General features: G+C 55.5%; 19 protein-coding genes and 2 tRNA genes. 13 read left to right on the forward strand and 8 right to left on the reverse strand.

Translation table 11 applies throughout. From position 1 onward, the window contains the following. Positions 1-8: 8 nt before the first annotated feature. The gene (gene hemA / locus AC0L8N_RS14435; protein WP_473668394.1) at positions 9-1,268 is read right to left on the reverse strand and encodes a glutamyl-tRNA reductase; all 1,260 of its coding nucleotides are present in this window, start codon (positions 1,266-1,268) and stop codon (positions 9-11) included. Positions 1,269-1,418: 150 nt separating this feature from the next. Here hemA and AC0L8N_RS14440 point away from each other — a divergent pair, with 150 nt between their 5' ends. The 7 genes from AC0L8N_RS14440 (at position 1,419) to ychF (ending at position 7,613) form a co-directional block, all read left to right on the forward strand. Continuing rightward, complete coding sequence (locus AC0L8N_RS14440) at positions 1,419-3,101, forward strand: tetratricopeptide repeat protein (protein ID WP_473668396.1); 1,683 nt, start codon at positions 1,419-1,421, stop codon at positions 3,099-3,101. Further along, positions 3,082-3,687, forward strand: coding sequence for a lipoprotein insertase outer membrane protein LolB (lolB, locus tag AC0L8N_RS14445; protein WP_473668398.1), 606 nt, complete (start codon positions 3,082-3,084; stop codon positions 3,685-3,687). Before AC0L8N_RS14440 ends, lolB begins: the two co-directional genes overlap by 20 nt. Positions 3,688-3,912: 225 nt before the next feature. Further along, positions 3,913-3,987: transfer RNA gene (locus tag AC0L8N_RS14450), tRNA-Gln, on the forward strand. A gap of 75 nt (positions 3,988-4,062) precedes the next feature. Further along, positions 4,063-5,001, forward strand: coding sequence for a ribose-phosphate diphosphokinase (locus tag AC0L8N_RS14455; RefSeq protein WP_473668400.1), 939 nt, complete (start codon positions 4,063-4,065; stop codon positions 4,999-5,001). Positions 5,002-5,139: 138 nt separating this feature from the next. After that, a complete protein-coding gene (locus tag AC0L8N_RS14460; protein WP_473668402.1) occupies positions 5,140-5,808 on the forward strand; it encodes a 50S ribosomal protein L25/general stress protein Ctc in 669 nt (222 codons plus the stop codon). A gap of 120 nt (positions 5,809-5,928) precedes the next feature. Further along, on the forward strand, positions 5,929-6,522 hold the full coding sequence (pth, locus tag AC0L8N_RS14465; protein WP_473668404.1) for an aminoacyl-tRNA hydrolase: 594 nt from the start codon (positions 5,929-5,931) through the stop codon (positions 6,520-6,522). Further along, the gene (gene ychF, locus AC0L8N_RS14470) at positions 6,522-7,613 is read left to right on the forward strand and encodes a redox-regulated ATPase YchF (RefSeq protein ID WP_473668406.1); all 1,092 of its coding nucleotides are present in this window, start codon (positions 6,522-6,524) and stop codon (positions 7,611-7,613) included. Before pth ends, ychF begins: the two co-directional genes overlap by 1 nt. Before the next feature lie 167 nt (positions 7,614-7,780). Here the strand turns inward: ychF and AC0L8N_RS14475 are convergent, their stop codons facing one another. After that, positions 7,781-8,404 carry a trimeric intracellular cation channel family protein gene (locus tag AC0L8N_RS14475; protein WP_473668408.1) on the reverse strand — a complete coding sequence of 208 codons (624 nt, stop codon included), beginning with the start codon at positions 8,402-8,404 and terminating at the stop codon, positions 7,781-7,783. A gap of 133 nt (positions 8,405-8,537) precedes the next feature. Here AC0L8N_RS14475 and AC0L8N_RS14480 point away from each other — a divergent pair. The 3 genes from AC0L8N_RS14480 (at position 8,538) to AC0L8N_RS14490 (ending at position 10,510) form a co-directional block, all read left to right on the forward strand. Further along, a tRNA-Met gene (locus AC0L8N_RS14480) sits at positions 8,538-8,614 on the forward strand. A gap of 529 nt (positions 8,615-9,143) precedes the next feature. Beyond that, the gene (locus AC0L8N_RS14485; protein ID WP_473668409.1) at positions 9,144-9,677 is read left to right on the forward strand and encodes a P-loop nucleotide/nucleoside kinase family protein; all 534 of its coding nucleotides are present in this window, start codon (positions 9,144-9,146) and stop codon (positions 9,675-9,677) included. A 206-nt stretch (positions 9,678-9,883) separates the two neighbouring features. After that, a complete protein-coding gene (locus tag AC0L8N_RS14490; protein WP_473668411.1) occupies positions 9,884-10,510 on the forward strand; it encodes a LysE family translocator in 627 nt (208 codons plus the stop codon). Between the two features lie 301 nt (positions 10,511-10,811). Here the strand turns inward: AC0L8N_RS14490 and AC0L8N_RS14495 are convergent, their stop codons facing one another. Genes AC0L8N_RS14495 through AC0L8N_RS14515 form a run of 5 tightly spaced genes read right to left on the reverse strand, consistent with a single transcriptional unit; the run spans position 10,812 to position 17,428 of the window. After that, positions 10,812-11,879, reverse strand: a complete 1,068-nt coding sequence (locus tag AC0L8N_RS14495) for a M14 family metallopeptidase (protein WP_473668413.1) — start codon at positions 11,877-11,879, stop codon at positions 10,812-10,814. A 5-nt stretch (positions 11,880-11,884) separates the two neighbouring features. Further along, the gene (locus AC0L8N_RS14500; RefSeq protein WP_473668414.1) at positions 11,885-13,141 is read right to left on the reverse strand and encodes a DUF3526 domain-containing protein; all 1,257 of its coding nucleotides are present in this window, start codon (positions 13,139-13,141) and stop codon (positions 11,885-11,887) included. After that, complete coding sequence (locus AC0L8N_RS14505; RefSeq protein ID WP_473668416.1) at positions 13,138-14,574, reverse strand: DUF3526 domain-containing protein; 1,437 nt, start codon at positions 14,572-14,574, stop codon at positions 13,138-13,140. The genes AC0L8N_RS14500 and AC0L8N_RS14505 overlap by 4 nt, the downstream gene beginning before the upstream one ends. Then, the gene (locus AC0L8N_RS14510) at positions 14,571-15,317 is read right to left on the reverse strand and encodes an ABC transporter ATP-binding protein (RefSeq protein ID WP_473668417.1); all 747 of its coding nucleotides are present in this window, start codon (positions 15,315-15,317) and stop codon (positions 14,571-14,573) included. Before AC0L8N_RS14510 ends, AC0L8N_RS14505 begins: the two co-directional genes overlap by 4 nt. Positions 15,318-15,331: 14 nt before the next feature. Continuing rightward, a complete protein-coding gene (locus AC0L8N_RS14515; protein ID WP_473668419.1) occupies positions 15,332-17,428 on the reverse strand; it encodes a TonB-dependent siderophore receptor in 2,097 nt (698 codons plus the stop codon). A 329-nt stretch (positions 17,429-17,757) separates the two neighbouring features. Here AC0L8N_RS14515 and AC0L8N_RS14520 point away from each other — a divergent pair, with 329 nt between their 5' ends. The 3 genes from AC0L8N_RS14520 (at position 17,758) to AC0L8N_RS14530 (ending at position 21,073) form a co-directional block, all read left to right on the forward strand. Continuing rightward, positions 17,758-17,886 (forward strand): hypothetical protein, encoded by a 129-nt coding sequence (locus tag AC0L8N_RS14520; protein WP_473668421.1) that lies wholly within the window; start codon positions 17,758-17,760, stop codon positions 17,884-17,886. A gap of 619 nt (positions 17,887-18,505) precedes the next feature. Next, positions 18,506-18,820: a hypothetical protein gene (locus AC0L8N_RS14525; RefSeq protein ID WP_473668422.1), complete on the forward strand. Its 315-nt coding sequence runs from the start codon at positions 18,506-18,508 to the stop codon at positions 18,818-18,820. Positions 18,821-18,904: 84 nt separating this feature from the next. After that, on the forward strand, positions 18,905-21,073 hold the full coding sequence (locus tag AC0L8N_RS14530) for a TonB-dependent receptor (RefSeq protein WP_473668424.1): 2,169 nt from the start codon (positions 18,905-18,907) through the stop codon (positions 21,071-21,073). A gap of 208 nt (positions 21,074-21,281) precedes the next feature. On the opposite strand, the gene AC0L8N_RS14535 is transcribed toward AC0L8N_RS14530, so the two are convergent. Then, complete coding sequence (locus AC0L8N_RS14535) at positions 21,282-22,427, reverse strand: PepSY-associated TM helix domain-containing protein (protein ID WP_473668426.1); 1,146 nt, start codon at positions 22,425-22,427, stop codon at positions 21,282-21,284. Positions 22,428-22,442: the final 15 nt, after the last annotated feature.

Raw genomic sequence — 22,442 nt, forward strand, 5'->3', positions numbered from 1 at the left:
GGGCGTACTCAGTCCTCGTCACTATTGAGATCGAACAACGTGCGGGCAGCCGCAATAAACGTTTCGTCCGCATCCTCACCGGCTTCGCGCAATCGCACACTCGGTGCGTGCAACATTTTCTTCATCAGTGCCGCCGTTGCGTACTCGACAACTTCGTGACTGTCCGCACCTTGTTGTAACCGTCGGCGGGCTTGCGCCAGTACGTCCTGGCGCAAGGCGTCACCCTGTTCGCGCAGTGCGGTAATCAGTGGGGCGATCTGCATGCCGCGCTCGATCTCGAGGTAACGACGTGTCTCATCCTGAAGAATACGCTCTGCATCCTGTGCGGCGGCGGCACGATTTCCCTGACCTTCGACAATAACCTTGTCCAGATCATCAACGCTGTACAGGTATACATCATCGAGATCACCGATCGCCGGCTCCATATCACGCGGTACGGCGATATCCACTGCAAATACGGGTCGTCGCTTGCGGGCCCGGATTGCGGCTTGCATGTCTTTGACAGTCACTATGGGTTCCGGGCTGGCAGTACTGCTGATCAGGATGTCGGCTTCGGGCAGAGTTCCTTCGAGCTCGGACAAGGGCAGGGCGTAGCCGGAAAACTCGCTCGCCAGATCCTTTGCCCTGCTTATGTTGCGATTGGCAACGAATAAACGACCGATGCCCTTGCTGTGCAGGTGCTGGGCAACGAGACGTATGGTCTGGCCGGCACCGATTAACAGCGCCGTGTGCTGCGAAAAGCCGGAGAAAAACTGGTTGGCGAGATTAACCGCAGCGTAGGCGACGGACACCGGGCTCGCGCCGATACTCGTGTCCGTGCGCACTTTCTTGGCCACGGAAAAGGTGTGGCGGAAAACGCGTCCGAGTGATTTACCAATCGTGCCGGTGCTTTCAGCCTGACGGTAAGCATCTTTCAGCTGGCCCAGGATCTGCGGTTCGCCCAATATCATTGATTCGAGGCCGCAAGCGACCCGGAACAAGTGCACGATTGCTTCGTCGCCGTCGAGCGTGAACAGTGAGGCAATCGCCTCAGGCCCCATATTCTGGTCATTGCGCAGCCACTCGCCGGCCAGCGCCAGGCCGTGGTCGTTGGCTTCCAGGTAGAATTCGGTGCGATTGCAGGTGGACATGACCATGGCTTCGTCCACACCATCGAGCGTCAGCAGCGCGCGCAGCGCCCGTCCCGCCTGGCTTTCGGCGTAGACAACCTGCTCACGAATTTCCACAGGCGCCGTGTTATGGTTCAGGCCGAGAATTTTGAGGGGCATTAAGTTTGGCGGGTGATCGGGTCAATAACAGACCGTATGATAAGCGAACTGATGACGCAGTTCCTTGTCTGTGTTCTCCAACGTTGAACAATTTAGCTGAACGGGTCCCGGTAACTGGGCTCTGATCACGGGAAAATCATCAAACGCACTATGCAACGAAGCCTGATTCGCGTACCGCGCCTGCCGTTCTCACTGCTGGCGTTACTCATTCTGGGACTGGCAGGACCAGTCAATGCTGATAAGGGCGACGATGCCGCCAGCGACTATCTGCGCGCGGCAGAACTGGCTTTGCAGCAGCACCAGTACAAGACAGCCTCGGTAGAGTATCGGCGCGCGGCGATTGCCAGCGGTGACCCGGCGATTGCGCGACAAGCAACTCGTGTCGCGTTTACCTACGGTTTTGACGAGGATGCACTGGAGGCGGCCGAACGCTGGCTGGAGCTCGATGACGAGAGCGATGAGGCGCTGTTGTACGTCGCTCAATTGCAGTTGCGTACCGGCAGTTTGCGCACTTCGCGGCGCAGTTTCGAGGCTTTGTTGAAGCGCGGCGACCAGCCAGAGGACGAGCGTTTGCTGGCGTTGGTACCGTTGTTGTCGCGGGAAGACCCCGAGACGGCTTTCGAGCTGATGGACCGGCTGGCCAAACCCTACCGCGATTCCGCAGCGGCCAACTATGCGGTTGGCGTTATGGCACTGCAGGCCGGTGACCATGAATCGGCGCTGGAACGGGCGCAGAAAGCGCTGGACATCCAGCCGGACTGGATCAAACCAAGACTGCTCTACGCCCGCTCCTTATTGCTTGCGGGCAAGGCGGACGAGGCTGTGGCCTATGCCGCCCGTATCGTGGGTGACGATCCTTATCCGGATCCGGAAGCGCGTATTGAGCTCGCCATTATGTACATGGCAGCAAAACGCGATGACGACGCCCTCAGCCAGGTCAACCAGGTATTGCTGGAACAACCTTCCCGCACCGACGCGTTGCGGCTCATGGCTATCATTAATTTCCGGCAGGAAAACCTTGATGCAGCACGGGATGATTTCGAGGATCTGCTGAGCAGTGGCCAGTACACCACGGATGCACTCTATTACCTGGCACGCATTGCCGATTACCACGGCGAAGTGGATCGCGCGCTGTCGCTCTATACGCAGGTCAATGCCGGCCAGAATGCGGTGATTTCGCAGCGTCGCGCCAGCGGCATCATTGCGCGCAAGTCTGGGCTGGAAACCGCTCTCGATCATTTGCAACGTTTCGGTGAAATGAATCCGAACTACGCGATCGACATGACGCTTGCCAAAGCACAGCTGTTGTCGTCCGAAAAACAATTCGAACGCGCGCTGGCAATTTTCGACCGGGTGGTGTCGTACCGGCCGGACAGCGAATCGGCCGTACTTGGGCGTGGCGAAGTACTGCTGCAACTGGGACGCGCGGACGAGGCTGTCAAATCCTACCGGCGTGCGGCGCGCAAATGGCCGGATAACGCTAACGTACTGAACGCGTTGGGTTATACGCTGACCTACCACGGCGACAATTACCGCGAAGCCGAAAAGCTGATCAAGAAAGCGCTGAAACTGCAGCCGGACAGCGCCGCTATCATCGATAGCTACGGTTGGGTTTTGTATCGCCTGGGTAAGTATGAGGAAGCGCTGGTCGAGCTCGAAAAAGCGTGGGCGCTGTACAAAGACCCAGAAGTGGCCGCTCATCTGGCCGAGGTGCTCTGGAAACTGGAGCGCAATGCCGAAGCGCTGACGGTACTGGAGGAGGCCGAAGCGCTGGATTCCGAGCATCCGATGTTGCAAGAGGTTCGCAAGCTCCTTGTTCCTCACAGCGATTAAACGCGCCTCGGCCTCGCTGGCCGTTGGTTTGTTGTGTTCTGCCTGTGTAACTCAACCCAGCAGCACGTTGCCGGAGCTCGACAGCTGGCAAACCCGGCAGCAGGTACTGGGCTCACTGCGTAATTGGGGCTTCAGCGGGCGTATTGCCGTGAGTGACGGCAACGACGGCTTCAACGGCAGCCTGCAATGGCAACAACGCAGGGACTATTTCGACGCCCGCGTGAGCGGACCGCTTGGCGCTGGTGCCGTGAGAATTGCAGGTGATGCGCGCCGTATTGAGGTAACTGACAGCGACGATGTGGTTACCGAGCTGGCGGACGCAGAACGTGACCTGCAATCCATCTACGGCTGGCAGATTCCGCTGGCGAGCCTGCGCTATTGGGCGCTCGGCATTCCGGACCCGAACAGCGCGGCGCAAACCCAGCTCTCCGCTGATGGCACGCTTGAAGAGTTGCAACAGGCCGGTTGGACCGTGTCGATTGGTCAGTACCGGGATGGGGCAGGTCAGCTCATGCCGCGCCGGATTACCGCGGTTCGTGATGCCACGCGCGTCCGGCTGGTGATCGATCGCTGGACGTTTTACTGACCGAACACGCCGAATTTGCGCATATCGTCGCGGCAATGGTTGCTACAGCTCTACTTTCTATTGGTCGCGGTGTTCGCCGGGCGCGCTGTAGTCACTTTGAAATGCGTCGTATTCGTCGACTTGCGTTGATCGTCCGTTGACACCTGCGGTAGCGCGTTTCACAATTGCGCGCGACGGAATAGCCGGGCTAGGCGCTGCATCGTGGCAGTCGGTCGGCAACACTGCTGGGGTGTAGCCAAGTGGTAAGGCAACGGGTTTTGATCCCGTCATGCGCAGGTTCGAATCCTGCCACCCCAGCCATTTTCCGCGCGGGGTCTCCCGTGGCGGCCATAGACTGACAACACGATAGGGGCAAGGAACTTGGATCCGGTTTCAATGGCGATCTTCACAGGGAACGCACACCCCGCTCTGGCAAACGATATCGCCCGGGTTCTGCACGTCCCTTTGGCGAAGGCGCACGTTGGCCGCTTCAGTGACGGCGAAATCAACGTCGAAATTCTGGAGAACATTCGCGGTCGCGAAACGTTCATCATCCAGCCTACGTGTCCGCCTACTGCGGAAAATCTGATTGAATTGCTGGTGATGGTGGATGCCTGCCGGCGCGCTTCCGCGTCCCGTATTACGGCGGTGGTCCCGTACTTCGGTTATTCCCGGCAGGATCGTCGGCCTCGTGCCTCGCGCGTGCCGATCACGGCGAAGCTGGTTGCAAAAATGATGGGCACGGCCGGTATCGACAGGGTACTGACAGTTGACTTGCACGCGGACCAGATACAGGGTTTTTTCGACATATCTGTCGACAATGTCTACGCATCGCCCGTTTTGCTGGGCGATGTCTGGAAACAAAAGTACGACAACATGGTTGTGGTCTCACCGGATGTTGGTGGCGTGGTGCGGGCGCGGGCGCTGGCCAAGCGCCTGGATGATGCCGACCTTGTGATCATCGACAAGCGTCGCTCCAAAGCGAACCAGTCCGAAGTGATGAACATCATCGGTGACGTGAAGGACAAGGTTTGCGTCCTTATCGATGACATGATCGACACCGCTGGCACCTTGTGCAATGCGGGCAGTGCGCTGAAACGGCACGGCGCACGCCGGGTCGTTGCCTACATTACCCACGCTGTGCTGTCCGGACCGGCGGTATCGCGCATCAGCAACTCCGAAATCGATGAAATTGTCGTTACTGACACCATTCCGCTGAACGCGGAAGCCACTGCCTGCCCGAAGATCCGCCAGCTGTCGACCGCGGAGTTACTTGCCGAGACCATGCGTCGCATCAACGACGAGGAATCGGTCAGCTCCCTGTACGTCGACTAAGCCCTGATTTTCACGGCTTTTCTTGCTGCTCACGGCCGGCTTGGGCTATGATTCGCGCCCCTGCCTGGACTGGTCGCGGTCCTGGCATCATCTGATTTCAGAAATGAGATCAAAAACAATTAGTTATGGAGAATTCCTATGAGTCAGGATTTTGACCTGATTGCGGAGTTTCGCCTCGACCAGGGCAAAGGTGCGAGCCGCCGCCTGAGACACGAAGGCAAAGTTCCCGCAATTATCTACGGCGGTGGCCGTCCCCCGCGCGCGCTGATGTTTGATCACAACAAAGTGTTGCGGCAGATGGAGAGTGAATCATTTTACTCCAGCGTTCTGACTGTCAAAGTTGGCGACAAGAGCCAGGCCGCTATCGTCAAAGACGTGCAGCGTCACCCGTCGAAGCCGAAGGTTCTGCACCTCGACTTGCAACGTATCGTGGAAGACGAAGAGATTCGTATGAGCGTACCGCTGCACTTCGTCGGCGAAGACAAAGCACCGGGCATCAAGGCTGGTGGTAACGTTTCCAAGCTGATGACCGAAGTTGAAGTGACCTGTCTGCCGAAGTATCTGCCAGAATATTTTGAGATTGATATTTCCGGTATGAACGTCGACGAGATGTTGCACCTTACCGATATCAAAGTGCCTGAGGGCGTATCGATTGTTGAGCTGTCGCACGGCGACGATCACGATCAACCCATCGTGTCGATACACGTCATCAAGGCGGCTGCTGTTGAAGACGACGCGGAAGGCGAAGAAATTTCTGCGGAAGTGCCGACGGTTGGTGGCGCGAAGGACGAAGAGAACGACGACTAAGTCTGTGCCGCAAGCGACACGGAAAAAGGCCGCCCGAATGCGGCCTTTTTCTTGCCTGCTCTGCATCGGCTACCATAGGGCGATTGACCTTAGAGTTGAGGCTACGAATACAGCACGCGCATGAGTACACAGGTTTCCATTATCGCCGGTCTCGGCAACCCGGAAGAGCGTTACGCACGTACCTTGCATAATGCCGGCTTCTGGTTCGTTGATGAACTGGCGCGGTCCATGGGCGAGTCGTTTCGTGCAGAGAAGCGGTTTGACGCCGAGGTGTGCAAAATTCGCATCAAGGGTGAAGAGATCTGGCTGGTCAAGCCGCAAAGTTACATGAACCTTAGTGGCGGACCTGTCAGGGGCATGCTGGATTACTACCGTCTCGAGGTTACCGATCTGTTGGTGGCGCATGACGAAATAGATCTGCCACCGGGCACAGTGCGACTCAAGAAGGGCGGTGGGCACGGCGGCCACAATGGTCTGCGCGATATCATTCGCCATTGCGGCGCGGACTTCATGCGTCTGCGGCTTGGCGTTGGGCATCCCGGTGACAAGAGTCAGGTAACCAATTACGTGCTGAAACGTGCCGGCGCGGATATCGAGCAGGCGATCACGGACAACATTGAACAGGCAGTGGCGGTCTTACCTTTGCTGGTCGAGTCTGGAATGAACGCTGCTATGAAAAAACTTCACACCAAAACGGATAAAGAAAACACCTAATGGCAATTAAATGCGGCATCGTCGGCTTGCCGAACGTTGGAAAATCCACTTTGTTTAATGCTCTGACCGCGGCGGAAATTGCGGCTGAGAATTACCCGTTTTGCACAATCGAACCGAACGTCGGTATTGTGCCCGTGCCTGACCCGCGGCTTGCTGTATTGGCGGGTATCGTCAATCCGGAACGTATTCTGCCGACGACCATGGAATTCGTCGATATTGCCGGTCTGGTCGCTGGCGCTTCAACGGGCGAAGGCTTGGGCAACAAATTTCTTGCGAACATTCGCGAAACCAACGCAATTGCGCACGTGGTTCGGTGTTTCGAGAACGATGACGTTACCCACGTTGCCGGCAAGATCGATCCGCTGGATGACGTCGAGACGATCAACACGGAACTGGCACTCGCTGATCTCGAGTCAGTGGAGAAGCAGTTGTACAAAGCTGAGAAAAACGCCAAGACCAACGACAAGGCCGCGGTCACTTACCGGGACTTGTTGCGCAAAGTAAAGGCGCATCTCGATGAAGGTTTGCCATTGCGTACGCTGGATCTGGATGCCAATGAGCGTCTTGGTTTGCGCGACCTGCACCTGATAACCGCGAAGCCTGTCATGTACATCGCCAACGTTGACGAAAGTGGCTTCGAGAACAATGCGCATCTGGATGCTGTGCGCGAGATGGCCAGTAAAGAAGGTGCAGAGGTCGTCGCCATTTGTGCGGCGATCGAGGCAGAGATCGCGCAACTCGACGACGCGGACAAGACCGATTTTCTATCGGACCTTGGCCTCGAAGAACCCGGTCTTGATCGGGTTATTCGTTGTGGTTACCAATTGTTAGGCCTGCAGACGTTCTTTACGGCAGGCAAGAAAGAAGTTCGCGCCTGGACGACTCGTGTTGGCGCAACGGCGCCAAACGCGGCTGGCGAAATCCACACGGATTTCGAAAAAGGCTTTATCAGGGCGGAAGTCATGGCTTATGACGATTTCGTCGCCGGTAAAGGTGAGCAGGGCGCGAAAGAAGCCGGCAAGCTGCGGCTCGAAGGCAAGGAATATATTGTGAAGGAAGGCGACATCATGCACTTCCGCTTCAACGTCTGAGCTCGCTGAAGACGGCAGTACAGTAGTTGCTGTTTTCGCCTGATCCGGACGCAGACCCGGAACGAGAACTTAGCCCGGAACAGTAGCGGTTCGAGCTACCCGTTGCGAACGTCGCGGTTCATGTTGTTTCGTGGCGCAACGGCACAATGCACGCGTCGCGCCGGCCGCTATGCCTGATTGTCGTGACCGACGCGCGGAAACTTCAGGTGGAAGATAATCCCGACCGCGCGTACGGCAAAGCCGGCGACCACGCCGATACATAACGCAACGGTATCCGGCGTGCCAATGCGTAGTGAGACGATGTAGGCGATAGACGCGACGAAAGCGGCGGTTGCATACACTTCACCGGACAACACCAGCGGAATCTCATTACAGATGATGTCGCGAATCATGCCGCCGATGACCGCTGTTGTGACGCCCATCATGATGGCGATGAACACGGTGACGCCCGCATTCAGCGCGATTTCGGTGCCCAGTACCGCGAACAGGGCGAGACCGGCAGCATCCATCCAGGTGAGCAGGGTCAGGCGAAAGCCAGGCCGGTCGGCGAAGAAATACACGCCCAGCGCGGCAAGGACGGCAACCGCCACGTAGCTGTTGTTCTCGATCCAGAACACCGGGAAGCGGCCCAGTACGATATCCCGCAGCGTGCCGCCGCCCACCGCTGGCATTAGTGCGAGCACGGAAAAGCCGAAGATATCCATTTTGGCTCGCGAGGCTGCCAGCGCACCGCTGATGGCGAATACGGCAGTGCCGATCATTTCGAGCACGAAGAGAGGGTCGATGGTCATGCAGCTGCCGGGTCTGGGATTTGAGCACGGATTATAAGCATCCTTCGCCCCGGGCCGCAGTGCTTGACACCGCTGGGAGGGAAAAGGACAATTTGCGCCCCTCGCGGACTGTCCGTCGGGGAAAACCGGTTTCGGTGATGTAGCTCAGTTGGTTAGAGCGGTGGACTCATAACCCGCAGGTCGGTGGTTCAAATCCACCCATCACCACCAAAAACAAAAAGGGCCCCTCAATAGGGGCCCTTTTCGTTTTCGCTGGTGCCGGGGGATTTTCCACCGAAGGGTCCATTGGAGCTGCAGGCATCTGACTAAAGATCAATCCGCACCGGGCTGCATCGTGGTTCCAGTATCTGCGGGCGGATTGGGTTCAAATCCACCCATCACCACCAATAACAAAAAGGGCCCCTCAATGGGGCGGGGTATAGATATATCCCTTAGAAAAAGAAACCCTCCACCTCTGCAAGCAACACGCAGGGGTGAGAGGGCTTTTCTTTATCCGGAATTGAAAATTAGTTGGCGGCGGCCTGGACGGCGGCTTTTCCTAGAAGCGGTCATTCGACCAGCAGATTTTTCGAACGACTGAGTGGACAATCAGATCCAGTCATATCCGCATCAGTGGATTTCGAGCATTTCGCATGATTCATCGATTAGCATAGTATCAATGGCTAAGAGACTTACTCTGAATGACTGGTAATGGCTCGAAAGTAGCCGTTCACTTGACGTCGATTCGCAGGTAAAAAAATTGGCGCAGCTCGCCAAGTCGGAGATTATCATCGCAACCATTCACCTAGTTGAAGGTCCAGTTGGGGCCGGCAAATCGACTTTTGCGGCCGAGCTATCGCTTCTCCATAAGGCACCACACCTCGATCTCGATGAGTGGATGGCGACGTTGTTTTCTCCAGACAGACCAAGCGAGGGATTCATGGAATGGTACGCCGACAGAAAATACCGGTGTATCCAGCAAATCTGGGAAGTCGCGTGCGAGCTGATAAATAATGGGACTAGTGTCATTCTGGAGTTGGGCCTCATCCAATTATCTGATCGTGAGGACTTCTACCGTCGAGTTGACGGTACGGATTATGAGTTGCAGGTGTATTTAGTAAGTACACCGCTGGAGCAGAGGCGTCGGCGGGTGCGTGAACGAAACACACGGAAAAGCGCTACTTATAAAATGCAGGTCTCCGATGAAGTTTTCGACCTCGCGAATAGTTACTGGCAGGAACCGACTGAGACCGAATGTAGGGAACGGAAAATAGAAATCATCGCTACATACTAGAATGACCGTTAATGGCCGTAAACCGACTGTCACGGCGCGACAAACGAGCGGCCGCTATCGGTGAAAGCAGACGGTCAGATTACTGGATTTCGGAATCGTACATCCGGGTGGCCGGTAAGCACTCGAAAGCAGCCGTCCAGGTGGTAAACTGCTGAGGGGCTGCTGCTGACCCAAAGCCGCCGTTCGCAAGTGAAAGGAAAGCTGGCATGACTATTGATACATGGCTCCTATACGTTGGCACTGTTTTGATTTTTATGAGTACGCCAGGTCCCAGTCATCTCTTGATGCTGTCTGTGAGCATGTCGAATGGTTTTGAGCGTTCACTTGCGACAGCAGCAGGTGATTTATCCGCAAATGCAATTCAGATATTGCTTGCCGGACTAGGGTTGGCCGCCGTTGTAACCGCCTCACGCTATGGATTTACCATTATCAAATGGGCAGGTGTCTCGTACTTGATTTGGGTTGGTGTACGGCAGATTGTAGCCTCCTTCAACGGAAAAAATGGCGCGCTAGACGTGCCAATCATTACGCTTCGCCAATTGTGGTTCCGCGGTTTCGTAACGTCGGCGGCAAATCCAAAGGCAGTGGTGTTTTTCGCAGCACTGTTTCCTCAGTTTTTGAACACACAACTTTCGCTTGTCCCGCAAATAGCAATTCTTGGCTCGACTTATATTGTAATTGATGGATGTTTTCTCGCTTCGTATGGGAAAGGTGCTAGTTGGATAGCGCTGAAATTGCGCAGTCATCATAAAGTATGGGTAGAACGAGTAGCGGGAGCTAGTCTAGTAGTTGCGGCAATTCTACTGGGGTTAAGAGCCAACGAGCGAACGTGATTGGGTGACCGCTAGTGGCCGGAAGCCGCCTGCCAATCGCCCGAAAAATCTGCCGTGAGAATGGCCGTTCTTAGGAAAAGCCGCCGTCCAGGCCGCCGCCGACTGATTTTCCGTTCCGGATAAAGAAAAGCCCTCTCACCCCTGCGTGTTGCTTGCAGAGGTGGAGGGTTTCTTTTTCTAAGGGATATATCTATACCCCGCCCCTCAATGGGGCCCTTTTCGTTTTCGCTGATGCCGGGAGATTTTCCAAAGTACAGAATGTGGCTACCTCTGTGTTCGTCCCGGTCAGACAGTGCTCGCGTTAGTCCAGGCTCTTGACCGGTATTGCAATCGTCATGACGCTGTCACCGGCTTTAATCGGCGGCCCTGCCAGGCCGTAAATTGCATACCCGGAAATTGGTGCCTTGACGACTTCGACCACGTCGCCTGTGTAGCTCCTGATCTCGCCAAGAACGTCGCCTTTGTTGACTGGACCTGCGCGTCGCGTTGGGCTCCACAGGCCGCTGTGCTCTACGGCAACGGATTGTGTGCCGTCCATGTATCGCGGCTTGAAAGAACGTGCCGCCGCGCGGTTCGATAGCACCCCTAAAAAGGCCAGCGCGTTCTTCAATCCATCAACAATAAGGTCGACGTCGGCGGCATCGCGGTTTCCGTTCTCGCCAACCTCGACAAGCACCGTCGGAAGTCCTTGTGCAACCGCTTGTCGATTAAGCGAGCGCCCTCGGTCGACCTGCTCTTGAGTGTCCATGCTGTAGCGAACAATATTGGGAAACCCCATTGCTTCGGCAACACCCAATGCTGTTTCGTACTTGCTGGATAATGGGCCACCATAAACCCCGATGAATGCTTCGAGCCACTCAGCCCCATCGCCACTATGAACATCAAATACGAAATCAGCCTCGGGAATAATGACTGACGAAAGAAGATGCGCTATGCGCTCTGTTTGTGTTCCATCAGCCGAGCCCGGAAAGGAGCGATTGAGATTCTTGCGGTCGAACGGATTGACGTAAGGCGACCGGTTCTCAAAGGCAGACACGTGTGCAGCACGCACGATTAGCAGTGTTCCCTGTATTTCTGAGGGCGAAATCCCGCGAGCCAACCGGTCCGCCGCAAGTATGGGCGCGAACTCAAAGCCGTGTACTCCTGCAATCACGAGGACCGTTGGCCCGTCCTGTTCACCGGCAATAACCGATAGAGGAATAAAAGTCGCCGGATCTGACTCACCGGCCGGCACCTCAAGGCTGAAATCCTTGCGTTCCCCGCGATCGACAGAGACCTCCGCCAGCTGAAAATTGTCCTGCGGGTATACGTATCCACTGAACGCCAGCAAAGCGAGAGCGACCGGTGCTATTTTCCAACATGTATTCATCGTGTTCATTCTGATGGCAAATACTGGGGTAAATCGACGACCCGACTTTGATCGAACGGGGCGCCGCCGAAAAGTCCGAGGTAGTAGAACGTGCGGAGTTCGGCGTGGAAGGCGCGCATATTGTCTTCATAGGCAAGTACCGAGCGCATGTCCGTTCCAGCCAGCCCCTGCAGCAGTCGTTCAAGCAGTGCGGGTGGCGTCGCTATCGAAAAAAGCCCAGCCAGTCGATCACGTTCGGCTCGTCCGCTTGTGTAGGCCCTGGAGAGGTGTTCAGCACTTTGATCACCTACCTGCTGAAAAGCGTAGTACCAACCCCAGTCAAAACCTTCACCTGCATACGCATAATCCACCCACTCAGGATGACGTTCCACGAAGGGTCTCATAGTGTCTGCGACGGGCAAGTCCCAAGCATCGTTTACCGCCTCGCGCTGAGTTGCAAGAATTTCCGCACCGGTGGGAATCGGCACCGTCCGATCAATAACTACTCGGCCACCGGCGGGTAGCAACGTGCCTAGCAATATCCAAACGCCGATAAGACTGGCAAGTATCACAGGTGCGGATAGCTTCCTGCTTGCGAACCACAGGCATAGCAGTGTCCAGAAGGCAATGTAAGCGATGAGCATAGCAACAGCGCTGATGAGAGTTGAAAAGGTTGTTCCACTTACAGCGCCCGCAATAAGCAGCGGACCAACAACGGCAACTACAATACCCGCTGATCTAAGAAAAGCTCTCCGCCACCACAATGATCCGTTGCCGCCGGACGTTGCTACGAGCAAGTTGAATCGTCCTGCACTACGTTCACTCGCCTGCAGGTCGTGCAGAACGAAGATGAGAACCAGCGGCAGCACGAAGGCTGCAAAAAAGGCGAAATCGAAGCGGCCAATCAGTGCAAGTTCCGGATTGGCCGAGTCGTGCTCGTAGATCTGCCCCTCCAGAGCAAGCATACGTAGCCTGTGTTTCCATGAGGATGTATCCCGTTGCCCCATCGCTGCGAAGGCGAAGTCCGAAGGCGGCTCATAGGTTAAATGGAAGCTATAGTAGGCTGCACTGCCCCAATCACTCTGTTTGCTAAATTCAGCTGTTCGGTCTTGCAGGTCGGCATCAACAAGAAATGCAATGCTCTCGCGCTGTTGTCGAACTTCGGCTAATCCTGACCAAACAGAGAATGATGAGCAACAAAGAACCACCAGTATCCAGACAATAAATGCGCGATCGCGCACCAAGAACCAAGTCTCGCGTTTGAGCGAATTTGAACTACTCAAGGTTTCAACCTCCCGCCGGTCCAGAACAGCAGGACCGATAACACGCCCAGCCAGGCGGCGAGCATCAAGATAGACGAACCGGCATTCGACAGTCGTACCGACGCACTGGCAGGTTCGAAATGAAACTCATCAATCACCTGCCAATTGGATGCGTCGACACGCGCCCGCTTCGACGATTCCTCATCGCGACTGCGATTGATATCATCAATATAAGAGAGCTCTTCAGCATGTGCTCGGTTCAGGCCCTGCACGAACCCGATCCTTATGTCTTCGGCCTGCCGGAGGAAGCGGTGATAATGATCAAGGTCGGTGCCGGCCAGCGTTCGTGACGCAACCGCAATGGCCAGCGCAGGGGTCAGCCAGCCGTGCCCGCTTACCAAATTGGCCTGACGCATCTCCGCAGCCATACGCCGTTCGGCATAGGCGTTCATGGTCTCGGTCAGCTTCGCCTCAGCCATCTGCGCGAGAATGCCGCGAATATTAACGTCCAGATCTTCGACCCGTTCTACACCGTGCTCATCGAGGAGGCTTGCATGCAACTTATCGTAGACGGAGTCATCAACATCGTGCCCGTCACTGAGGTCCCGATCTTCGGTCAGCATTGTCAATTCGGTTTCGATCTTGCCTGCAAGAGGTTCGGCATGAGAGGTGATGTTGACAGCGACAGCTGGTAGCACAATCGTCAGAGCGAGCCAAAACGCCGCAAGACTTGCGATGACGGACGAGCGCTTGTGCACCACCGCGGAGACGAACAACGTCAACCCGACCCAGACCAGTAAATAAACAAGATAGATGCCAACCAGTGAGATGGCCGTAATAGGGCTTTCGCCACCGCTTAGAGAGAGTAGGGCGCTAACGATGAGCGGTAGCAGCAACAGCAAAACGAATAGCAACAGCGCGAGTGTTTTGCCCGCGAAGAGTGCGCGACCGCTCAACCCCTGTGCAAGCAGGGGCCCGAGCGCCCCGGCTTCCCGTTCCCGAATAACTGCGCCATGCCCGAGCACGATTATCAGCAGAGGTGCGAAAACCTGATACATCAGCGCCGGCGTTAACCACGACAGTCCGCCGAGATCAGCACTGCTTCCGTTCTCAGAAAACGTGGCGGAATTCTGGCGGTGGCCTTCGAGGAACATGGCTTGTCCCGTGACCGAGTCCAGCCCGGGATCGAACATCGCCAGCGGCATAGGCGACCGAAAGACATAGTGTCCATAGTGAACCATGCGGTGCGGGTGACGATCTGGCTGGGAGAGAAAGGTTTGCTCTGAATTGGCCTGATGGAGTGCGCGTTCGTGTGACTCTGCCTGCATACGCAGTGTCGAAAGCGAACTTACAGAAATCAGGATGACGATGAATAGTGCCATTACGGTAAGCGCGAGATTCGAACGCAGCCAGTGGCGCCACTCTTCCGTTGCGATGGCTAGCGCGGCATTCATGCTGCTTGCTCATTCTTGGCTTTTCGGTCCGAAAAAGCACGATGAACGGTTTCGGTCTCGATCCGGCCACCTTCGGGAGCCGAGAATTTACCTACGAGTTTGCCACCTCGAAGCAAGCCAATGCGGTCAGCGACCTGACAAGCACCGTAGACATCATGCGTCACCATCAAGATCGTCTTACCGGAATTGGCAAGGTCGCGCACGAGGTCATGAAACTCATCAATGGCACTGGGATCCAGCCCCGAGGTTGGCTCGTCAAGCAGGAGGATGTCGGTATTCCTGAGTATGGCCAACGCAATGGCTACTTTCTGCCGCATACCTTTCGAGTAACTTCTGAGATTGCGTGGTCTCGATGTCGGGTCCAGTGACACTCGATCGAGCGCAGCCTCGGTCGCGACCTTGTCATTCGGGACGCGCGCGAGTTGCAGAAAATAGCGAAGGTTCTCATAGGCATTCAGATGCTCGTAAAGAGACGCCGATTCGGGGAGATAAGCAATAGCTTCGCGCGCCGCCCTTGGGTCTGTACTAACATCCACTTCGTTGACAGAAACACTGCCGCCGGCAGTTGGTAGCAAGCCGAGGAAACTCAACAACGTAGTTGACTTGCCCGCACCATTGCCGCCGAGAAGCGCGTACACTTCGTTTCTGTTAACACTAAAGGAAACGCCGCTCAGGACCTCCTTGTCCGAACGGATGACCCGGAGCTGATTAGCTCGCAAACTGACAGAGTTATTTGTTTTCACTAGTGAAGCCTCATTTAGAACCGGTAATTTGCCGACAAGCGGAAACTGCGCGGTGCGCCTGGTTGTACCCAAACATCAGCATAGGAGTTGGTGTAATACTCTTCGTCGAACAAGTTGTTTACTTCCAACGTGAGCCCAAGCGAATCAGAAAAATCGTAGTTTGCGGCGGCCCTGACTGTCGTATAACTTGGCAGCGTAAAAGCCGGATCACCAAATTCTCCACTTCTGTCGCCTACATAAATCAGGCTTCCAATCAGGGTCAGTTCATTGCCTGCCAATAGAGTTTGTTTGGCGAGTTGCAAGCTAAACTGGTTTTCAGGGATATTCAGTAGATCTGAGCCCGCAGGAATGAAGGCGTAAGAAATGACATCCGTATAGTCATTCTTGGTTTCAGCATCTACGTAGGCATACGATAGCCATAGACTAAGTGTGTCGGTCAGGTTTCCTGCAAGGTCAAGCTCAAGTCCCTGGCTACCTGCTTTGCCAATTGCTGTGGGATTGAAATCGGCATCAAACGTCGCGATGTTAGAGTGCTGAAGATCAAAAATCGCAAATGTTCCTGTCAACGCGCCATCATTTAGAGCAAATTTCACACCGATTTCCGTTGATTCCGACAGGTTGGGGTCCAAACCGTTTTCATCAGTTGCGCTGGAAAGCGGGCGGAAACTTTCTCCGTATGCCGCATAAATCGATAGTGTGTCTGTCGCCTGGTAGACCACACCTATTTGCGGGCTTACCTGAGCTTCCGAATAATCAGAAGTACTGTCTGCCCTGCGATCGTTCAGCGATTGTCGGTAGTCATCAAATCGGGCGCCAAGTCGAATATCGAGTTTGTCGGTCAGACTTACCTGATCCTGAATGTACAAGCCGACAGACTTCTGAGTTTCAACCCGGTCGATTTGCGAAACGAGATCAAGACCAGACAGGGGGGAGTTTCCGTAGACCGGGTTAAAAATGTTGATGCTCTGATCGCTTGTTCTGTCTCGAAAAGCAACCTGGTCATTTTCAAATTCATCAGTATCTACACCGACAATTACACGATGCGTTATTTCTCCAGTATCGAAGCTTCCACTCAACTCCGCCCGAAACACCTGATACGTCGCATCGTAGTAACGGTCGCGGCTGAAACGAGCAAAGTTGCCGTCAACATCGGGGGCGCTAAATCCATTCTCTGAGGCAAGCCCTTCCAGCGACGTATCACGAAAGTTGAAACCAACAAGGGCGCTCCAGTCGTCGTTGAAATCGTGTTGGAACTCCACCTGATGCCCCAGCACATCCGTTTTGGTCGGGCCATATTCGGGTTCACCCAGGAAACGGTCTTCCGGGATAAGGCCTAGCACGTCGTTAATAGCAATAACGCCGCGATCGAACGGTGTTTCCTGAGCGCTGTATTCCAGTTCATAGATTAGTTGGCTCTCATCACTGAGTCGCCAGGCAAGCGATGGACTGAATCCGAGCTTTTGCGTTTCCACCGTATCCCTGTAGCTCTTAGCGTCCTCGTAGGAGCCTACAATGCGAATTGCGACGTCATCGGACAGGGGGGTGGTGTAGTCGAAATCAGTGCGATAGGTAGAAAAACTGCCTGCGGAGAGACTGAGTTCTCCTGCGGTTTCAAACGTCGGTCGTTTGGTCACCAGGTTCACGGTACCGCCAGGTTCACCTCGTCCAAACAAAGCAGCGCGCGGACCTTTTAGTACTTCGATAGACTCAATACCGGACAGATCCCTGGAACCGCCAAAACCGCGCCCGGCGTTAAATCCATTCACCAGGTAATTGCTCGGCAGATTCTCGTCGCCTACAAACCCACGAATTGCAAAGCTGTTCCAAAGACCACCAAAGTTATTCTGCCGGGCTACGGAAGCCGACAAATCCAAAGCCTGGACGAGGTCGACAGAACCGGAATCGCGTAAGGTCTGAGCATCGATCCTCAACTCGGCCTGCGGCGTTTCGAACGGATCAAAATCCCCCTGATAGGCCTGCCGTGTGCCGATTACTGTGACGTTGTCCAGCTGTTCGCTGTCTGTACCAACAGATTGCGCTGTAGCAGGGGTGATCCAAAATACGATAGTTGACGCACCCACTAACAGTGGCGTGCGAAGGTTACTTTTCATGCGAGTCTCCTAACAGACTCGACACAGCCTGGTAGCTTGAGCGGCACGACCTATCAATGCTTTCTACATTGGGGAAATCGCGCAACTGAGCCACGCAAGCAATAATGTGTCGTGGAATTTGTTGCCGGGATTTTGATTGAGGCCCTGACTGCCATACGACGCGCTGCGCCGGGCATAGGGCAATTGGCGAAATTCAGGCGTTGTGAGGAGGGCCGGTGGCCGGCGGAGTCAGATGGACTCGTTGTGAAAAGTGGCGGGTAGCAGGGGCTGGACTGGTGGTAGCGTCTCGCCAAACGGGCGTCGGTGAGGACAGTGAAGGAGTAACGACGATGTCATCGTCATTTATTGCGCCGATTGCGCACACCACTCCGTCATGGCTGTGCGGGCTGGTTCCGTACTCGGCTGCGTGCACGGCAATAGACAGCTGCGCGATGACGAACAGCGCGAGTATCAAATAGCGTCGTTGTGCAGCAAGTTTGAACATCGCAGCAGGCTAACAGCGTTGCATCGTGAGGGCAACATTGCTGATGATCGTTGTGTGTAGCTGAGTTAGAGCCCAGGCCAGCGGGAAAAGCGTGTATTGCGTTCCTTGCTGGATCGTCGCGGCGACCTTACGAACTTTGATGCGCAGGCGTGGCTAAGTCGCCCGCAAGTCGGTCTCCGCGCATGCAATTCCAACGGCATTAACGCGTTGGTGCGAGCCGAAGACAACGTGAGAGTTCCTAAATCAGTTAGTTCGCCACGATTCTGGTGCCAGGGGAATTTTCCAAGGACAAATTTCTGGTAGCCTGCCGTTCGTTGCTTCTCTTGGAATAGACCGGGGGGGGCTGACGTGACGGAGAACTTGCTCGATGTCATGGATGGTCCGGGCAAGCGCTCCAGACCGTAGGTTGAGTTTCGACCGGGCAAAATGTCTCGCTCTGTACGGACAGCGATACTTGCTCCCAGGTGCCCGGCGTTATCCGGCCCCCTTTTCCGGGAAGCGTAAGGCGGAGGATCATCGCGGTATCGGTATTCCATCTCGACCGGCATTCCTATAGAGTATTTGTAGTTATTTCCCGAATTTTCGGCAAATTCATGTCAATGCAACTCAACAAGCCATACCACCGTATCAGTGACGCAATACATCGCGTAGGTGTTGTGTCGGTATTGTTTGCGCTCGCATTGTTGTCGATTAACAACTCGGCGCATCAATTCAAGCATGCCGCCGGCGATGTCAGCAGTGTTTGTGCAGTCTGTCTGCAACTCGGGCGTGATGATCAGGCAGTAACCGGTTCGAGCATCGCAATCGAACGGGCAGTGCAGTTCGTTGCGGCAATGCCAATTCGCCAGACCAGCAATACGGCACCACTCCTCCCTGCTTACCAGTCCCGCGCCCCACCCTCCATCTGATCCTACGTATCGTGGCGCTAGCCACAACTCATGCTGGCGATTCGTTGTCAGCAGTTTGTCGTGTACACAGGGTTAGATCAAAAAATGAAAACCTCAATTACTGCCGGTCGTCGGCAGATTCATACGGTCGCGTACAGTGCGTCTGTATTCATGTTCTGTAGTGTGGCGGTTGGCGCGCAGGAAACCGGCACACAAGATGCTCACCACGAGATTGAAGAAATCGTAGTCAGTGTTTCGCCTATTGGGCGGACCATCAAAGAGCTGGCACAACCTACCTCCGTGCTGGAAGGTGATGCGCTTGCCGTGAAGCGCTCAGCAAGTATTGGTGAAACACTGTCGGGCGAACTTGGCGTCAGTTCCAGTTACTTTGGGCCTGTCGCATCGCGCCCGGTGATTCGTGGCCAGTACGGTGAGCGTGTGCGGGTGCTGTCAAACTCTCTGGATGCCATGGATGCATCTGCACTGAGCAGTGACCACGCGGTAGCAGTGGAAGGTATTCTCGCTGACCGGATTGAAATCGTCCGCGGCCCGGCAACCTTGCTTTACGGTAGTGGCGCCGCTGGCGGTTTGGTGAACGTGGTAGACAACCGGATCATTGAAAGACCGCTTGAGGAACCCGTATCCGGTGCAGTCGCTTTGGGCACCGATTCGGCGACCGGCAGGCGTTCCGGTGCAGCGAAGGTGGCATTCGGCAACTCGGCAGTTGCCGCTCATCTCGACTACTACAGGCTGACGACCGACGACGTAAAGATTCCGGGCTTCGCTGAATCCGCGCTGTTTCGTGCACTCGAAGAGGAAGAGCACCACGACGAGGAAGAAGAGCATGACGACGAGCATGAACATGAGGAAGAAGAGGAAGCGTACGGCGTTGTCGACAATACCGACAGCGTAACCGAGGGCGGTGCGGCCGCTATCACGTTTACCGGCGACAACGGTTTTGTGGGCGTGTCCGTCAGCATGCGAGACAGTAACTATGGGATTCCCGGCCATGCACATGCGCATGAGCACGAGGAGGATCATGACGACGAGGATGAGGACCACGACGAAGAGCACGAAGATCACGAAGAGCACGCGGAATCAGTACGCGTCGATCTCGAGCAAACGCGCGTAGACGTCAAAGGCGAGTACGGCTTGTCCGGTCCCTTCAAGAAAGTCCGTTTCCGATTGGCCAAGAACGATTACACGCACATGGAGCTGGAAGGTTCCGAGATTGGCACAATATTCAATTCGGACGGGCTCGACGCACGATTCGAAGTTCAGCATGCAATCGGTGACCGCATCGACGGTGCATTCGGCCTGCAATACAAGAACGTGGACTTTGAGGCGCTGGGCGACGAGGCGTTCGTACCCCCAACGGATACGACGCAATTCAGTCTGTTCGTATTCGAAGAATACGCGCTCAATGATAACTGGACATTGCAAGGCAGTGCCCGCGTCGAGCGTCAAACTCTGAAGTCGCCGACCGCGGCAGACTACGAAGACGATGCATACGGTGTTTCGGTCGGCGCAATCTGGTCGCTGTCTGACGCGCTGACCTTGTCAGCAAATCTCGTGCACAGTGAACGGCATCCGAATGCCACCGAGCTCTACGCTGACGGCGCGCATCTGGCAGTCGGTCGCTTTGAGCGCGGATCGGTAACGCTGGGGAACGGCCAGTTGGACAAAGAGCTGTCGACCAATCTGGATCTGACGTTGCGCGCCAACTATGACCGTTTTGACTTTACGTTCACGACATTCATCAATGACGTTGAAGACTACATCCTGCTGACAGCGACGGGCCTGGAAGACGACGAACTGCCGGTATTCCACTACGGTCAGGAAGATGTGACGATCGTCGGTTTCGAGGCGGAACTGGGCGTTGAGCTCATGGACTCGGAACGAGGCCATCTTCACAGCCGGTTCTTCAGCGACTACGCCGAAGCAGAAGAGAAAGTCTCTGGCAATTACCTGACACGCATGCCGCCACTCCGTTTCGGGGCCGGCTTGCACTACTCACGGAACGAGTTGGGTGCCGCACTGAACGTTGTCTATCATGATGACCAGAACAAGTCGGCTCGCAATGAGCTGGCGACCGAAGGTTACACGATGGTCAACGCGGAGCTGTCTTATACCTTCAGCGAGCCGGATCTGTTCCTGTTCATCCGGGGTACCAATCTGACCGATGAAGAGGCGCGGCAGAACAGCTCACCGCTGAAAGACACGTTCCCACTGCCAGGGCGTTCGTTGCAACTGGGCCTGGTTTACAACTTCTGATCGCAAGCGTTGTGCGCGGTCTGCCATCCTCGTCGCTTGATCCCGACAAGGATGGCAGGCTGTATCAGCCCGGCAATAGCCCGATTCTGCCTGCGTTGGCAACGACCCGTAACCCCGTACGCGCCGTTCGCAATCACGTGATGACAGCGCTCGGGATGAACAGTACAGCCAGAGAATCGGCCTGGGGCTGTTCAGTGCCGATTGAGGCTTAAGTTGCGTGACTCCTGCGCAGCAAGGGACTTACCAGTCTGCGCCATGCTAATGCGAGCCCTGTGTACACGAGCAGGCAAGCGGCAAGCGATGCGAGTCCTGCGATCGTCTGGCCAACAAAGCCAAACTGCTCTCCTGTGTGCAGGAATCGCAGGATGTCCCACGCCTGATCACCGGGCGAATAGTCGTCGTGCCGTTTGACCTCTTTAACACCTGCGTTCCGGGTATCCAGTGTCAGCGCATAGGCAAACGGTGGCCGTCTTCCCAGGCTTCGATCAATGTAGAATCCCGCTTCTCCCCGGGTTTCACCGATTTCCATCCAGATCGAGTACCAATCGGTGGCGCCGTTGTTTTCCGCATGCGCTTTCGCTCGTACCAGTAGCTGCTCGTTCGAGACGCCGACGGGGTTGAGATCGTCATGCAAATCGTGCTCGGTATGTGCCTCGCGTACCGGAACCGACTCGCCGAATGCGGCGTAAAGCGCTGTGTTGGCCCACGGGAAATAGAAGATCGTTCCAGACACGCAAATAACAAACAATGGTACGAGCGCCCAGAACCCGAAGACGTGGTGCCAGTTATAGTCGCGCGCTTTGGCGTTGCGGACCTTGTTGTTGAAAAACAGTTTGGTTTTGAGGATAGGCCAGCGCCACACGCGCGGCAGCCAGAGATAGACACCGCTTACAATCATGAACAGAAACAGCAGATTGCTGTATGCCGTGATGGCCCTGGCCGCGTCGAAACCGCGGGTATCGTCCAGCGCGAACCAGCGGTGCATGCGCGTCACAAAATGAAAGAACTCCGCAACGGGTGCTTCGCCTTCGCGAATGACATTGCCGGTATACGGGTCGAGCAGGAAGGGTTGCGGCCCTGCCCAGACGATTACTGCGGCACCGGGGCGATTGACGAAACGAATTTCGAAGTGATGTTCGTCGGGATGAGATGCTTCAAAGTTCGCGACTATCGCATCGACCGACAGTGGTTCAGAATTGTCCGGAACGGGCACGTCATACTGCTGTTCGGCCCATTCTGTGATTTGCCTTTCGTAGGTCAGCAGCACACCGGTTGCTGACATCATCAGTACGACGAGTCCGGCCAGCACCCCGGTACCGAGGTGCGACCAGAAGACAAATGTACGCAAGCGCATGGTCAGGTGATACCC

The organism is Woeseia sp. D3-10 (assembly GCF_055809415.1).

Bases quoted from the DNA above. Each gene is read 5' to 3' on its own strand.
- AC0L8N_RS14440 (WP_473668396.1), top strand. From the start codon at position 1,419: ATGCAACGAAGCCTGATTCGCGTACCGCGCCTGCCGTTCTCACTGCTG.
- AC0L8N_RS14490 (WP_473668411.1), top strand. From the start codon at position 9,884: ATGACTATTGATACATGGCTCCTATACGTTGGCACTGTTTTGATTTTT.
- AC0L8N_RS14505 (WP_473668416.1), bottom strand. From the start codon at position 14,574: ATGAATGCCGCGCTAGCCATCGCAACGGAAGAGTGGCGCCACTGGCTG.
- pth (WP_473668404.1), top strand. From the start codon at position 5,929: ATGAGTACACAGGTTTCCATTATCGCCGGTCTCGGCAACCCGGAAGAG.
- ychF (WP_473668406.1), top strand. From the start codon at position 6,522: ATGGCAATTAAATGCGGCATCGTCGGCTTGCCGAACGTTGGAAAATCC.
- AC0L8N_RS14460 (WP_473668402.1), top strand. From the start codon at position 5,140: ATGAGTCAGGATTTTGACCTGATTGCGGAGTTTCGCCTCGACCAGGGC.
- AC0L8N_RS14520 (WP_473668421.1), top strand. From the start codon at position 17,758: ATGTCATCGTCATTTATTGCGCCGATTGCGCACACCACTCCGTCATGG.
- AC0L8N_RS14535 (WP_473668426.1), bottom strand. From the start codon at position 22,427: ATGCGCTTGCGTACATTTGTCTTCTGGTCGCACCTCGGTACCGGGGTG.
- AC0L8N_RS14530 (WP_473668424.1), top strand. From the start codon at position 18,905: ATGAAAACCTCAATTACTGCCGGTCGTCGGCAGATTCATACGGTCGCG.
- AC0L8N_RS14515 (WP_473668419.1), bottom strand. From the start codon at position 17,428: ATGAAAAGTAACCTTCGCACGCCACTGTTAGTGGGTGCGTCAACTATC.
- AC0L8N_RS14475 (WP_473668408.1), bottom strand. From the start codon at position 8,404: ATGACCATCGACCCTCTCTTCGTGCTCGAAATGATCGGCACTGCCGTA.
- AC0L8N_RS14495 (WP_473668413.1), bottom strand. From the start codon at position 11,879: ATGAATACATGTTGGAAAATAGCACCGGTCGCTCTCGCTTTGCTGGCG.
- AC0L8N_RS14525 (WP_473668422.1), top strand. From the start codon at position 18,506: ATGTCAATGCAACTCAACAAGCCATACCACCGTATCAGTGACGCAATA.
- AC0L8N_RS14455 (WP_473668400.1), top strand. From the start codon at position 4,063: ATGGCGATCTTCACAGGGAACGCACACCCCGCTCTGGCAAACGATATC.
- hemA (WP_473668394.1), bottom strand. From the start codon at position 1,268: ATGCCCCTCAAAATTCTCGGCCTGAACCATAACACGGCGCCTGTGGAA.